Annotated in this window: 12 protein-coding genes; 2 read left to right on the top strand and 10 right to left on the bottom strand. The window is 62.7% G+C overall.

The window, feature by feature from the left end; genetic code table 11:
- Nucleotides 1–41 precede the first annotated feature (41 nt).
- On the bottom strand, nt 42–1,004 hold the full coding sequence (locus tag HWV67_RS19665) for an NAD(P)H-quinone oxidoreductase (protein WP_095155449.1): 963 nt from the start codon (nt 1,002–1,004) through the stop codon (nt 42–44).
- Nucleotides 1,005–1,143: 139 nt separating this feature from the next.
- Between HWV67_RS19665 and HWV67_RS19660 the strand changes: the two genes are divergently transcribed.
- Nucleotides 1,144–3,225 carry a carboxy terminal-processing peptidase gene (locus HWV67_RS19660; RefSeq protein ID WP_175652444.1) on the top strand — a complete coding sequence of 694 codons (2,082 nt, stop codon included), beginning with the start codon at nt 1,144–1,146 and terminating at the stop codon, nt 3,223–3,225.
- 135 nt (nt 3,226–3,360) lie between these two features.
- On the top strand, nt 3,361–5,118 hold the full coding sequence (locus tag HWV67_RS19655; protein ID WP_175652443.1) for a bifunctional diguanylate cyclase/phosphodiesterase: 1,758 nt from the start codon (nt 3,361–3,363) through the stop codon (nt 5,116–5,118).
- Between the two features lie 209 nt (nt 5,119–5,327).
- Here the strand turns inward: HWV67_RS19655 and HWV67_RS19650 are convergent, their stop codons facing one another.
- The 9 genes from HWV67_RS19650 to nirB form a co-directional block, all read right to left on the bottom strand.
- Nucleotides 5,328–6,968, bottom strand: a complete 1,641-nt coding sequence (locus tag HWV67_RS19650; RefSeq protein ID WP_175652442.1) for a hypothetical protein — start codon at nt 6,966–6,968, stop codon at nt 5,328–5,330.
- A 26-nt stretch (nt 6,969–6,994) separates the two neighbouring features.
- Nucleotides 6,995–7,321, bottom strand: coding sequence for a hypothetical protein (locus HWV67_RS19645; protein WP_095155445.1), 327 nt, complete (start codon nt 7,319–7,321; stop codon nt 6,995–6,997).
- A gap of 277 nt (nt 7,322–7,598) precedes the next feature.
- Nucleotides 7,599–7,967: a hypothetical protein gene (locus HWV67_RS19640; RefSeq protein WP_095155444.1), complete on the bottom strand. Its 369-nt coding sequence runs from the start codon at nt 7,965–7,967 to the stop codon at nt 7,599–7,601.
- On the bottom strand, nt 7,964–8,308 hold the full coding sequence (locus HWV67_RS19635) for a helix-turn-helix domain-containing protein (RefSeq protein WP_175652441.1): 345 nt from the start codon (nt 8,306–8,308) through the stop codon (nt 7,964–7,966). The genes HWV67_RS19640 and HWV67_RS19635 overlap by 4 nt, the downstream gene beginning before the upstream one ends.
- A 101-nt stretch (nt 8,309–8,409) precedes the next feature.
- The gene (locus HWV67_RS19630) at nt 8,410–8,850 is read right to left on the bottom strand and encodes a YkvA family protein (protein WP_175652440.1); all 441 of its coding nucleotides are present in this window, start codon (nt 8,848–8,850) and stop codon (nt 8,410–8,412) included.
- A gap of 251 nt (nt 8,851–9,101) precedes the next feature.
- Complete coding sequence (locus HWV67_RS19625; protein WP_175652439.1) at nt 9,102–9,848, bottom strand: FKBP-type peptidyl-prolyl cis-trans isomerase; 747 nt, start codon at nt 9,846–9,848, stop codon at nt 9,102–9,104.
- Nucleotides 9,849–10,044: 196 nt separating this feature from the next.
- Nucleotides 10,045–10,977, bottom strand: coding sequence for a pca operon transcription factor PcaQ (pcaQ, locus tag HWV67_RS19620; protein ID WP_175652438.1), 933 nt, complete (start codon nt 10,975–10,977; stop codon nt 10,045–10,047).
- Between the two features lie 120 nt (nt 10,978–11,097).
- Entirely contained in the window at nt 11,098–11,475 is a 378-nt protein-coding gene (gene nirD / locus HWV67_RS19615; RefSeq protein WP_175652437.1) for a nitrite reductase small subunit NirD, read from the bottom strand.
- On the bottom strand, nt 11,475–14,033 hold the full coding sequence (gene nirB, locus HWV67_RS19610; RefSeq protein ID WP_175652436.1) for a nitrite reductase large subunit NirB: 2,559 nt from the start codon (nt 14,031–14,033) through the stop codon (nt 11,475–11,477). The genes nirD and nirB overlap by 1 nt, the downstream gene beginning before the upstream one ends.
- Nucleotides 14,034–14,263 lie beyond the last annotated feature (230 nt).

Genomic DNA, 14,263 nt, shown 5'->3' with positions numbered 1-14,263 from the left:
CAGCCAATGAGGGCCTCATCCCGGCGATGAGGCCCTGACCATCACACCAGTTCTGGATCGATCACCAACACCAGCTTTCCGGAGACCTGGTTCCCTTCCAGTTCCGCGAAGGCTGCTTCGGCATCCTTCACCGGATAGCTACGCACCAGTTGCGGCTTCAGCCGGCCTTCGGCGAACAATGGCCAGACCTGCTGCTGCAGGTCGCTGAGCAGGTCTGCCTTGAACTGATCATCGCGGTTACGCAGCGTCGAGCCAGTCACCTGGATGCGCTTGCCCAGCAGCAGGGCGAGGTCCAGATCGGCCTTGCGCCCGCCCATCAGGCCGATGATGACCCAGCGTCCGTCGCGGCCCAGCAACTTCAGGTTCAGCGCCGCATAGCTGGCGCCCACCGGATCGAGGACCACGTCGAACGGCGCGAAATCATTCAGCGCCTCCAGATCATCGCCGCGCACCACGCCACCGCTGGCGCCCAGGCTTTCGCAATACGCCAGACGCTCGGCGGAACCGACACTGACCCAGCACGGGCTGCCAAAGGCCTTGCACAACTGGATCGCTGCCGAGCCCACGCCACTGGCGCCAGCGTGGAGCAACACCTTCTCACCGGGCCTCAGGCCACCAAGCTGGAACAGATTGAGCCAGGCGGTGGCGTACACCTCAGGCACAGCGGCCGCTTCGTGCAGGCTCAGACTGTCTGGCACGGCCATCACGTGACGGGCATCAGCCACCACTTCCTCAGCCATGCCACCGCCCGCCAGCAACGCGCAGACCCGGTCACCGACCTGCCACGACGAACCGGCACCCACCTCGGTAATCACCCCCGAGCATTCCAGGCCAAGGTATTCACTGGCGCCAGGCGGCGGCGGGTAGAGACCGGCACGCTGTAGCAGGTCGGCGCGATTCAGACCAGCAGCGGCAACACGAATTCGTACTTGACCTACATCGCAGGTTGGACTTGTCGTATCAACCCACTCCACATGTCCTTCAACGCCTTGCAATGCCTTCACAGTGCCTCCATAGTTGAGTCAAGACTGAGCCTGGGTGCTGTGGCCCCGGGCTTTTTGCATTATGCGACCGGCTCCATGGAGCCGGCGAATTCAAAGACGGCCCACTATGCGTTATCAATTGCCCCTGCGTCGAATCAGCATGAAGCACTTTCTTCCCAGCACCGCCCTCGCCCTGCTGATCGGCCTTGGCAGTCTGCCCCTCGCGGGCAATGCGCTGGCCGCCAACAGTTGGGAATCGCTGCACCCGGACCGCGACCAGGTGGTCGCCAGCCTGAACGTGGTCGAGTTGCTCAAGCGCCACCACTACAGCAAGCCGCCCCTCAATGACGCCCGCTCGGTGATCATCTACGACAGCTACATCAAGCTGCTGGACCCGGCGCGTATCTACTTCACCGCGGGTGATATCGCCGAGTTCGACAAGTGGAAGGCGCAGTTCGACGACTTCCTCAAGAGCGGCAACCTGGAACCCGGCTTCGATATCTACAAGCGTTACCTGGACCGCGTGAAGTCGCGTCTCGACTTCACCCTGGCCGAGCTGAACAAAGGCATCGACAAGATCGACTTCACGGTCAGCGAAACCCTGCTGGTGGACCGCAAGGACGCCCCGTGGATGAAGACCGACGCCGAGCTGGATGACCTGTGGCGCAAACGTCTGAAAGACGAAGTGCTGCGCCTGAAGATCGCCGGCAAAGAGCCCAAGGCCATCCAGGAACTGCTGACCAAGCGCTACAAGAACCAACTGTCGCGCCTTGACCAGACCCGTTCGGAAGACATCTTCCAGGCCTACATCAACACCTTCGCCCAGTCCTACGACCCGCACACCAACTACCTGTCGCCGGACAACGCGGAAAACTTCGACATCAACATGAGCCTGTCGCTGGAAGGTATCGGCGCGGTGCTGCAGAGCGACAACGACCAGGTCAAGATCGTGCGTCTGGTACCGGCCGGCCCTGCCGCCAAGACCAAACAGGTCGCCCCCGCCGACAAGATCATCGGTGTCGCCCAGGGCGACAAGGAAATGGTCGACGTGATCGGCTGGCGCCTGGACGAAGTGGTCAAGCTGATCCGCGGTCCGAAAGGCTCGGTGGTGCGCCTGGAAGTGATTCCGGCGAACAACGCGCCGAACGACCAGACCAGCAAGATCGTCTCGATCACCCGCGAAGCGGTGAAGCTGGAAGAGCAGGCGGCGAAAAAATCCGTGCTCAACCTCAAGCAGGATGGCCGCGACTACAAGCTCGGCATCATCGAGATCCCGGCCTTCTACCTCGACTTCAAGGCCTTCCGTGCCGGCGATCCGGAGTACAAGAGCACCACCCGCGACGTGAAGAAACTGCTCACCGAGCTGCAGAAGGAAAAAGTCGACGGCGTGGTCATCGACCTGCGCAACAACGGCGGCGGTTCCCTGCAGGAAGCTACCGAGCTGACCAGCCTGTTCATCGCCAAGGGCCCGACCGTGCTGGTGCGCAACAGCGATGGCCGCGTGGACGTGCTCGAAGACGAGAACAGCGGCGCCTTCTACAAAGGCCCGCTGGCACTGCTGGTCAACCGCCTCTCGGCTTCGGCATCGGAGATTTTCGCCGGCGCCATGCAGGACTACCACCGCGCGCTGATCATCGGCGGCCAGACCTTCGGCAAAGGCACCGTGCAGACCATCCAGCCGCTCAACCATGGTGAGCTGAAGCTGACCCTGGCCAAGTTCTACCGCGTGTCCGGCCAGAGCACCCAGCACCAGGGCGTACTGCCTGACATCGATTACCCGTCGATCATCGACACCAAGGAAATCGGCGAAAGCGCCCTGCCCGAAGCGATGCCGTGGGACACCATCCGTCCGGCGATCAAACCGGCCAGCGATCCGTTCAAGCCGTTCCTTGCGCAACTCAAGAACCGCCACGACGACCGCAGCGCCAAGGACCCGGAGTTCGTCTACATTCGCGATCGCCTGGCCCTGACCCAGAAGCTGATGAGCGAGAAGACCGTCAGCCTCAACGAGGTCGAGCGCCGTGCGCAGCACGCCGATATCGAAAACAAGCAACTGGTCCTGGAAAACGCTCGTCGCAAGGCCAAGGGCGAGGAACCCCTGAAAGAACTGAAGAAGGAAGACGAAGACGCCATTCCAGCAGAGCCGGACGATACCAAGCCGGAAGACGATGCCTACCTGAGCGAAACCGGGCGCATCCTACTGGACTACCTGAGCCTGAATTCGGCGGTCGCCAAGCACTGAAAAGCGGCTGAATCGATAATGGCAAAATAGTATGAGCGCATAGCGTTACGTCATTAAACAGTCATCAAACTGTCGTGAAATAAGGGACTGAGCACCACTGGCGCTCAGTCCCTTTTTTTCAAGGTAGTCCCCGACATGACCATGACCGAACAGCTCAGCGCGTTGAGTTCCATCCTGACTCAAAGCGGCTTGCACAGCCTGTTCCAGCCCATTGTCTGCCTCTCCGAACGGCGCATTCTCGGCTACGAAGCCTTGAGCCGCGGACCGTCCAACAGCCCGCTGCATTCGCCGATCAACCTGTTCGCCGTGGCGCGTCACGCCGGTCGTCTGACCGAGCTGGAAATCGCCTGCCGGGAAAGCGCCTGCCGCCGCTTCAGCCAGCAGAAACTGGACGGCAAGCTGTTCCTCAATGTCTCGCCAGAATCGCTGCTCGAACCGCAATACCAGTCCGGACTGACCCTCAAGCTGCTGCAGAACCTCGGCATCCCCGCCAGCCAGGTAGTCATCGAACTGACCGAGCAAACCCCCACCGACGACTTCCAACTGTTGTTCAACGCCCTGCACCACTACCGCGACATGGGCTTTTCCATTGCCCTGGACGACCTCGGTGCCGGCTATTCGAGCCTGCGCCTGTGGTCCGAGCTGCGTCCGGACTACGTGAAGATCGACCGTCATTTCATCGACGGCATCCACCTGGACGCGGTCAAGCGCGAGTTCGTTGGCTCCATCCTGCAGATCGCCAAGGCTTCGCGGGCCAAGGTGATCGCCGAAGGCATCGAGCTGGCCGAGGAACTGGCGGTGCTGACCGAGATGGGCGTCGATCTGGTCCAGGGCTATTTCATCAGCCGCCCGCAGGAGCAGCCGCCACGGGATGCCGCGCAATTGCTGCCCGGCCCGGTGACAAGCAGCGTACCGGCGCTGGTGGACGAGCCCTCGGACCTCGGCGCCCTGCTGATCGAGCAACCGGCGGGGACCGGCAGCACCGCCACGCCGAAGGTGCTGGAAGCCTTCCGCCGCCAGGCCAACCTCAACTCGCTAGCGGTGCTCGATGAGCAGCAGCGGCCTTGTGGCATCGTCCACCGCCACTCGCTCTCCGATGCGCTGCTCAAGCCCTTCGCCACCGACCTGTTTGCACGCAAGCCGATCAGCCGGCTGATGAGCGAGGACTTCCTCGCCGTGGAACTGACCCAATCGTTGCAGACCGTCAGCCGCCTGCTCACCAGCCGCGCCCGTCAGCGCATCGAGGAAGATTTCATCATCACCCACCTCGGCCGCTACGTTGGCCTGGGCCGGGTCATCGACGTGCTCAAGCTGATCACCGAGCAGAAGATTCAGCAGGCGCGCTATGCCAACCCGCTGACCCTGCTGCCGGGCAACGTGCCGATCAAGCAGTGCCTGACCCGCTTGCTGCAACAGCAGCGCAAGGCGGCGATCTGCTACGTCGATATCGACAGCTTCAAGCCCTTCAACGATATCTACGGCTACGCCCGTGGCGACGAGGTCTTGTTGTGCCTGGCCCAGTGCCTGAATGACCGGGTGGATCCGGCCCGGGATTTCGTCGGACACATCGGTGGCGACGATTTCATGCTGGTGCTCGGCTCACTGGATTGGGAGCAGCGCCTGAATGTGCTGCTGGAGGACTTTCAAAAGCAATGCCGGCGTTTCTATCGCGCCGAGCATGTGGAAGCCGGCTGTTTCATTGCGCACAACCGCCTCGGCCAGCGTCAGGAATTTCCCCTGCTGTCGCTGTCCATCGGTGTCGTGCAGTTGCGCCCGGAAGCCTGCGCGCAGCTCGATGCCGACCAGTTGGCCGACCTCGCCTCGCAGGCCAAACACCATGCCAAGGATGTCGCCGGCCACAGCCTGTATCTGATCGATACCGCTGTTGCCTAAACGAAAAAATCGGGGCCAGACCAGTCAGTTAAACCAATTGGGGCCGCTTTGCGGCCCTTCGCGAGCAAGCTCGCTCCCACAGGATCTTTGCAAAGTACTGTGGGAGCGAGCTTGCTCGCGAAGGGCTGCAGAGCAGCCCCAAATACAAGCGCTGAAACGCTAACTGACTGGCATTAGGGCCAGGCCCCGGTTTTCTGTCAGCGTTCGGCTCAGGCCTTCGGCGTGACCCGATCGGCGGTCATCGCGGCTTGCGCGTCACCGTTTTCGATCATCAGTTGCTTCAGACCCTGCGGGAAACCAGGGAATGGCGCGTCGAAGCGGAATTTGGAATGGCTCATCAAGCCACCCGCCTTCTCTACCGCCGCCTGGCTCCAGCTCACCTGATAAGCACTACCTGCGATCGACTCCAGGTCAATGTTGACCAGGAACAGCGCATGCATCGGGGTGATGCCGGCGTAATCGGCTGCATCGAGATCTGCGCCCGCAGCAACCAGACCGTCGATGAACTGCGGGTTCTTCTTCATGCAGTAGTGCAGCGCGGTCTTGCCCTGGTAGTCCTTGGCGTTGACGTCCTGGTTGGCGATCAGGCTCTGCAGGCGCTCATCGGCACGGGTGTCCTCGCGGAAGCCCATGAACTTGGCCGAACGGCACAGCAGGTGCAGCGGGGTGTTGCCGTACAGATCGACCTGCTTGCCCGCCGGTTCAGCGGCCAGACGCAGCACGTGGTCGGCGGAGCAGTTGAGTTCGTTGGTCATGCAGCGCATCAGGCGGTTCTGGCCGTTGAACGCTTGCTTGGAAGCATCAGCACCCAGCTTGATCATCAGCTCGTAGGCGTTTTCCGCAACACGGTGAATCGGCCGGTTGCCGTACTGATCAAGTGGCGCGTTGATATCGACCTTGCTGTTGGTCAGCAGGTATTCCAGGCCCTGCAGATCCGCCACCTCGTTGGCGTAACCCTGTTGCCGGCCTTCGAGCATCTTGGCCAGTTGGTAGTTCTCGCCCTCGTTCAAGCTGCGCTCGTATACGTTGGCCTTGCCGTAGGTGAAGGTGGTCAGGGTCTTTTCGCTGTCGTTGACGATGTCCTGACGTTCCTTGACCGTGCCTTCCGGCCACGGCGCGCGGAAGTAGCGAAGCTGCTCGCCCTCACGTTTGCCAGCAACGTAGTTGTTCACCTCGGCAAGACGCGAAGTGCCGTCTTCGAGCTGGTAATACTCCTCGCTGCGACCGCTGAGCTCACCGTTCTTGTACGCCTTGCGCACGCCGATGACGCCCGTCGGGAAATACACCTCGCTGATGCCCTCGAGCTTGCCGCTGCCGTCAGTGGCGTAACGCTCGACGCCGCGCAGCACCTGCTTGCCCTCGACGATCTGCCAGGCCTTCTGCTCGCCAACGCTCTTGCGGTGGTTGGGCGTGCCTGGCTCGTCGACATTGGCGGTCTGGCGCAGACTGAAGCCGGTGGCGCAGTCGAACGTGGTGTCGGTGCGCACACCGCTTTTCACCACGATGGTCATGGACTGCTTCTTCTCGTCGCCCTTGCTGGTGCAGTACACAGTGGACGAACCGGTGAATTCGCCAGCGCGCAGTTCCAGGTCCTGGGTCAGGTTGCCCTGCTCGTCGTGAGCCACCCACTTGCCATCGGCGCGACCGTCCTTGACGCTGAATTCCAGGGTCTTCACGCCGTTTTCGGTACGGGTCACCGAACCGTTGGCCGGCTTGCCGCCATCACGCTCGGCGTAGCGGGAGCCTGGCCGGAACTGGTCGCCGTCGGACGACTTGAGGTCCTTGGCGTCATAGCCACCACAACCGGTGAGGATCAGGCCGATGGCGGCGGGCAACAGAAGTTTGCGCATGCGTTTCTCTCCGTGGATGAACACAATCACTTGACGCGAACGAGGGTGACGTTGAGCAGGTTGCCCTCGCCGACCACTTGCAGGCGGTTGCCGCCGTCGAGCACGCGGGCATGGATGATGGCCTGGCCGTCTTTGTCGCGGGCGGTGACCATGCCGTCGGCCTGTTCCCACTCGTCGACCACGTACTTGTCACCTTCGATGACGATGCTGTCGGACTTGAGTACGGCCTGGCCGCCGTTGATCTGCATACCCATGACACTGCTCTGGACCTGGAAGGTGCCTTCGATCGCGTCATTGCCGCAGCCAGTCAAAAGCGTGGCGGCGCACAGCAGGGAGAGAAATTTGAGTTTCACGAGGAAGCTTCCTTGTCGCAGGGTATGGGCCCGACTCAAGGCAGCGTGCCATCCATGAATGGCTGACGTTCGTCCCTGAACCTGGCGATGGAGAGATCGAACGCACCATCCAAAGTGATGGCTACTCAATATCTTGACGCCATTGACTTGCCACTATCGGGAAAGTTCCGATAAGCGGTCAGGAAAGATGAAAAAGTTTTCATTCTGGCGGGAAAATCCGGCCCGCACGTCACCACGTCAGGGCGAGGGGCAGCCCCGAAGACGCGCGAAAAAACCGTCAGGCTTCTTCGGGGTAACTGAACTCGAAGACCCGCACCACCTCAGAGGCATGCCATGACGCGGCGGCCATGCCGTCCGAGGGCCCGGAAAAACGCCCCAGACGCTCCACGCACTCGAAGAAGCCGGTTCGCGGCAACCGGCTGGCGCCCTGGCTGATCACCAGCGAGCTGCGCAGCGGCTGCTCGGCACGGGCATCCAGAAGCGCCAGGTGTTCCAGGGCGGCGGTCAGCGTCTGCATCGCCGGGCTGGGCAATTGCAGACGTTCGAGCAAGGCGCGGTAGGTCAGCAGATGGCGCTGGCGGCGCGCGACATCCAGCTCGCCGAGCAGCCCGTCCCAGTGCTGCCGGCTGATCCGCACGGCGCTCATGACGGATCGCTCCAGCCCGGCAACCCCAGCTCCCAGGCCAGGCTACGGCGAATCGCCGAGTCGGGCAGGCGCTCACCGCTTTCGATCATGGCCAGGTAGTGCGGGCTGATGCCAACGCTCCGGGCCAGTTGCTCCGCCGCCAGGCCCTTGGCCTGACGCAATACGGCCAGCTCGCTCAACAAAGGCAGGCTGGTCGGTTCGGAGGGTGCTTCAATGGCGGTCTGCGCGGCCGGAGATACGGCCTCCGGCTGACCCGCCGCCTTGAGTAACGCCTGATAGTGGTCCCAGGGAACAACCGCGTACTCGGGTTGACCGTCTCGGCTAATAACCTGAATAGCCATCACAACCCCCTTGTCGGACTTCTCGCATGTAATCTGTAGGCATAATCGTTATGCCAATAATATTACCAGCCAACGGGGGAATTGCAGCAGCCCGGTTTTACTCAGTGCCGGTTCTGCTCCAGGCGCAGGGCTTCCGGGGTGTCTGGCAGGCGTTCGACCACCCGCAGTTTTTCCGGAGATTGGCGCTCGCGCCAGGCACGGAAAGCGTCCAGTTCATCACTCACGGTCTTGAGCACCCAGCCCAGCACGGCAATGTCGTCGAGCAGGCCGACGCCGAGCAGCCAGTCAGGAATGGCGTCCAGCGGGCTGACGAAATACAGCAGGCCCGCCACGATGGTCACCAGCGCCTTTGGACTGATGGCCCGGTACTCGCCGCGCCACCAGGCGACGCAGAGCGCCTGCAGCAGCCGCACATCGTCCTTGAGCTGGCCCAGCCGCGGGCCTTTGCGGGCGACGGCGAACAGCAGCGCCGGCAAGCGGCCACGACTGAGCAGGCGTTCGGCCAGGGGCAGGAAGCGAGCGAAATTCCACGGTGCTTTCATGTGACCTCCAACGGCAATGCCGGAAGGTTATCCACATTAATTGTGGATAACCTTGTGAACAGAGCCTCTTTTTAGGCCCGCGAATCCCGGTGGGCAAGGCCCGGGGTTAAATCGGGCGTTTTTTACACACTTGTTTCAATCCGCAATCGTTTCGCGAAGGGCTTCACAGTCCGGCCGCAACCGCCCTTCCCGTCCCGCACAAACGACAACGCCCCGTCATGACGGGGCGTTGGACAACAGCATCGGCCGAATTACTTGGCAGGTGCTTCCGCAGGAGCTTCCGGTGCTTCAGGAGCATCCAGCTTGGCCTGGTCCTTGATGCCCAGCAGTTCCAGGTCGAAGACCAGAACCGAGTTGGCCGGGATCATAGGGCTCGGGCTCTGTGCGCCGTAGGCCAGGTCAGCCGGAATGAACAGCTTGACCTTCTCGCCGACGTGCATCAGTTGCAGGCCTTCGACCCAACCCGGGATCACGCCGCTGACCGGCAGATCGATCGGGCTGCCGCGCTCGACGGAGCTGTCGAACACCTTGCCATCGATCAGTTTGCCTTCGTAGTGAACAGTCACCACGTCGGTCGGCTTGGGCTGAACGCCGTCGGCCTTCTTGACGATTTCGTACTGCAGGCCCGAAGCGGTGGTAACGACACCGGTCTTCTTGCCGTTTTCTTCGAGGAATTTCTTGCCAGCCGCGGCGGACTCTTCGCTCATCTTGGTCAGGCGCTCTTCAGCACGCTTCTGCAAGGCGGCGAAGGCTTCGATCAGCTCTTCGTCCTTGAGACGCTGCTCTTTCTTGCCTACGGCGTCTTCGATGCCCTGGGCAACAGCCTTGGAATCGAGGTCGTCCATGCCTTCCTGAGCCAGACTCTTGCCCATGTTCAGGCCGATACCGTAGGAGGCTTTCTGTGCCGGGGTTTTCAGCTCGACGCTGGTCTGCGAATCGCAACCCGCCAGGACCAGGCTAACCAGGGCAACCGCAGCCGCCAACCGATGCTGTTTCATGCTATTTCCTTGTTCATGCGCCAAAGGGGCAATCGGGTAAAGCCGCGAGAATATCAGGCGGCCACGACCAATGGCTACCGGCAATAGGAACGAGAAAAGTCCTAGAAGTTCAGCAAGATGAACAGGTCTTCATACAAGCATCCGGCACAGGGCCAGTATGGAAGGTTCGACCAGGGCAAAAGTGCCATTGCGCGGCTTACGGATAGTCGCCATCGCGGTACTGCGCTGCAACTTCACGCAACACTTCACACAGCCATTGCGCCGGCAACGGCAGTGGCAAGGCGGCATTGCTGCAGATCCCCACCGAACCGCCCGGCTCGCTGACGCCCAGGTCCAGTTCGGCCAGCTCGCCCCGATCCAGGTCGACCCGTACCGCGTCGCGCGGCGCGACCCAGATCGCATCGCTGCCCTGCACATAACGCCGGCTCAGGGCGGGAGAAAGGGTTTCCAGGCGCTGGCGCGGCTGTTCGATGGCGCATTGCACGAACAGGCTGTCGGCATGCTTGCGAATGGTCGTGCCGGCCAGCGGCAACACCAGCGGATAGGCGCCGAGCTGGCTGCGCTCGATCGGCAGGCGCGCCAGCAATGGATGACCGGGACGCACCACCAGCGACATCGATTCGCTGTACAGGTGCTCGAACAACAGGCCCTGGATTTGCGGGCTGTCGGTCATGCGCCCGATCACCAGATCCAGTTCACCGACATGCAATTGCGCCAGCAAGTGCGCGCTCGGCCCCGTGGCGACACTGACCACCAGCGCCGCATGGCGCTGGTGCAGACGGCAGAGGACTTCCGGCATCAGCAGGCTTTCCACCGTCGACAGCACGCCCACCTTCACCTGCGGCGGCGCATGCTCTTCGCCGCGCAGAGTGCTGACCCCTTCCCGCAGCGCCTGCACGCAAGGACCGGCGTAGCGCATGAAACGCACCCCGGCCGGGGTCAGTTCAACGCCCTGGCGACCGCGCTCGAACAGGCGGGTCTGGAGCAGATCTTCCAGTTCCTTGAGGGTCTTAGAAATCGCCGGCTGGGTGATGGCCATGGCGTCGGCGGCCTTGGCGAAACTGCCCTGGCGGGCAATTTCGAGAAAGCACAGGAGGTGGCGAAATTTGATGCGGGAGTCGAGGTTCATGGTCGGAGTTTATCGGCTTCCAAGCTCTCAAGCTTCAAGTTGCAAGCTTCAAGCGGCAAGAAACAGCGGCCGGCGTCGCCGCTGCTTTCCTCTTGCAGCTTGCAGCTTGTAGCTTGTAGCTTACAGCTCGTAACTGCGTTCCCCGCCGATCTCGACCCGCCCCTCATTCACCCGCACCGCCCAGACCCGCAACGCGTGCCCCTCATCCTCCAGGCAGCGCCCGTCTCGCAGCGAGAAATGCTGCTTGTACAACGGCGACGCCACCACCAGTTCGCCTTTCAAGCTGCCGATCAGGCCACGCCCGATCACATTGGCACCAGAGCGCGGGTCATGGTTGTCCAGCGCATGCACTTCGGTCTCGGCACCCGGCACATAGAACAACGCCACCTGCGCGCCCTCGTGCCACACCACCACGCCCGACTGGGCTACCAGGTCGGTTTCGGCGCACACCGGGATCCATTGGGTTGGCGATTTCGCTGCAACGTTCGACAGGCTCATCAGAGCACCTCCTCGGTGGTCGGGATCAAATGGAGTTCAGCCGCAGCAATCGGCCGGCGCTGGCCGCGCTCACGGACGAAATGCACGCCCGGATCGGCGCGGTGGTCGTTGACGAAGGTGCGGAAGCGCTTGAGCTTTTCCGGGTCTTTCAGGGCGTTGGCCCACTCGCATTCGTAGCGGTCGACCACATGCTGCATCTGCGCTTCCAGCTCGGCGGCGAGGCCCAGGCTGTCGTCGAGGACCACTTGCTTGAGGTAGTCCAGCCCGCCCTCCAGGCTTTCGCGCCAGACCGAGGTGCGCTGCAGCTTGTCGGCGGTGCGGATGTAGAACATCAGCACGCGGTCGATGATGCGCATCAGGCTATCGTCATCGAGGTCGGTGGCGAACAGCTCGGCATGCCGCGGGCGCATGCCGCCGTTGCCGCAGACGTAGAGGTTCCAGCCCTTCTCGGTGGCGATCACACCGATGTCCTTGCTCTGCGCCTCGGCGCACTCGCGGGTGCAGCCGGACACCGCGAACTTGAGCTTGTGCGGCGAGCGCAGGCCCTTGTAGCGGTCCTCCAGCAGCAAGGCCATTTTCACGCTGTCCTGCACGCCGTAGCGGCACCAGGTGCTGCCGACGCAGGACTTCACCGTGCGGGTCGATTTGCCGTAGGCGTGGCCGGTCTCGAAACCGGCGGCGATCAGCTCTTCCCAGATCAGCGGCAACTCGTGCAACTGGGCGCCGAACAGGTCGATGCGCTGGCCGCCGGTGATCTTGGTGTAGAGGTCGTATTTCTTCGCTACTTCACCGATCACGATCAGCTTTTCCGGGGTGATTTCACCGCCAGGAATCCGCGGCACCACCGAGTAGGTGCCGTTCTTCTGCATGTTGGCCATGAAGGTGTCGTTGGTGTCCTGCAGCGGCACCAGCGCCGGGTCCATGATCGGCTGATTCCAGCACGAGGCGAGGATCGAGCCTACGGTGGGCTTGCAGATATCACAGCCGATATGACCCTTGCCGTGACGTTCCAGCAGTTCGGCGAAGGTGCGAATCCCCTCGACCCGCACCATGCCGTACAGCTCCTGGCGGGTGTAGGAAAAGTGTTCGCAGAGGCTCTTGTCCACGGTCACGCCGCGGGCGGTCAGCTCATGCTCGAACACCTGCTTGAGCAGCGCCGCGCAGCCGCCACACCCGGTGGCAGCCTTGGTGCAGCCCTTGACCGCGGCGAGGTCGCCGCAACCGCTGTCGATGGCCGCGCAGATCGCGCCTTTGCTGACGTTGTGGCAGGAGCAGATGGTCGCGGTGTCCGGCAGTGCGTCGGCGCCAAGGGCCGGAGCGCCGGAGGATTGCGGCAGGATCAGCGAAGACGGATCGGCCGGCACCGCGATGCCGTTCTGCACGTATTGCAGCAGGGTGTCGTAATAGCTGTTGTCGCCCACCAGCACCGCGCCGATTACCCGCTTGCCGCTGGGGTCCAGCACCAGCCGGCGGTAGGCGCTGCCGGCCTCGTCGATAAAGCGGTAGCTGCGCGCACCAGGCGTGGCGCCGTGGGCGTCGCCGATGGAACCGACGTCCACGCCGAGGAGCTTGAGCTTAGTGGACATGTCGGCGCCTTCGAAGGCGCTGAACGACTGCCCCGCCAGTGCCGCTGCGAGGTTGCGGGCCATGTTGTAGCCGGGCGCCACCAGACCGAAGACGCTGCCGTTCCAGGACGCGCATTCGCCAATGGCGTAGATGCGCGGGTCGCTGGAGCGGCATTCGCCGTCGATTACCACACCACCGCGCGGGGCAATCTCCAGGCCGCAGCCACGGGCCAGCGCGTCCTGCGGCCGGATGCCGGCGGAGAACACGATCAGGTCGGTCTCCAGGCTCTCGCCGCCGTCGAAGTTCATGCGGTAGCGGTAGTCCTGGCCGTCGACAATGGCCTGGGTCGCCCGCGAGGTATGCACGCCGACACCCAGCGCCTCGATCTGCGCACGCAGGGCCGCGCCGCCTTCGCTGTCCAATTGCACCGGCATCAGCCGCGGCGCGAACTCCACCACATGGGCTTCCAGGCCGAGGGACTTGAGCGCGTTGGCCGCCTCCAGCCCGAGCAGGCCCCCGCCCACCACCACACCGCGCCGGGCGTTGGTGGCGGCGATGCGGATGGCGTCGAGGTCATCGAGGGTCCGGTAGACCAGCCGCGCCGCGCCTTCGGAGCCCTGAATCGGCGGCACGAAGGGATAGGAACCGGTGGCCAGGATCAGCCGGTCGTAAGGGTAACGGCCTTCGGAGGTCACCACTTCGCGACGGTCGCGGTCCAGCTCCAGTACCGTCTCACCCAGGTGCAGGGCAATGCCATGTTCGGCGTACAACCCCGCCTCGCCCAGCGCCAGCGCCTCGGCGTCGCTGCCGCTGAAATACTCCGACAGGTGCACACGGTCGTAGGCGCGTTGGCGCTCTTCGCCAAACACCCGCACCTCGAAACGGGCCAGGGCGCCGCGCTCGATCAGTTGCTCGACGCAATGGTGGCCCACCATGCCGTTGCCGACGATGACCAGCTTTTCTCGTTGTTCGATGGACGCGATGGCGTTCATGTCCGGATCCTCACGGTGCGGGGCGTGCCCCGAAAAAAACACAAAAAAAGGCGCCTGGAGCCGAAGCTCCAGGCGCCTTTGCCTGGTCTTGAATCGTTATGTAGTCCGTAGCGGTGATCGACGTTGACCACCTGGGACGTTGTGGAGTTGTAAAAGCAGGGAGTGTGCCAAGTAGGGAAATCAGGGAAATTGCAGCGAAACCGTGGGGAAATCGAACCACGCTGGTGCAA

The sequence above is a fragment of the Pseudomonas sp. Marseille-P9899 genome (assembly GCF_903166565.1).
GTDB lineage: Bacteria > Pseudomonadota > Gammaproteobacteria > Pseudomonadales > Pseudomonadaceae > Aquipseudomonas > Aquipseudomonas huaxiensis.
The sequence above is the reverse complement of the archived record's forward strand: the minus strand, read 5'-3'. Positions and strand labels throughout refer to the sequence as shown.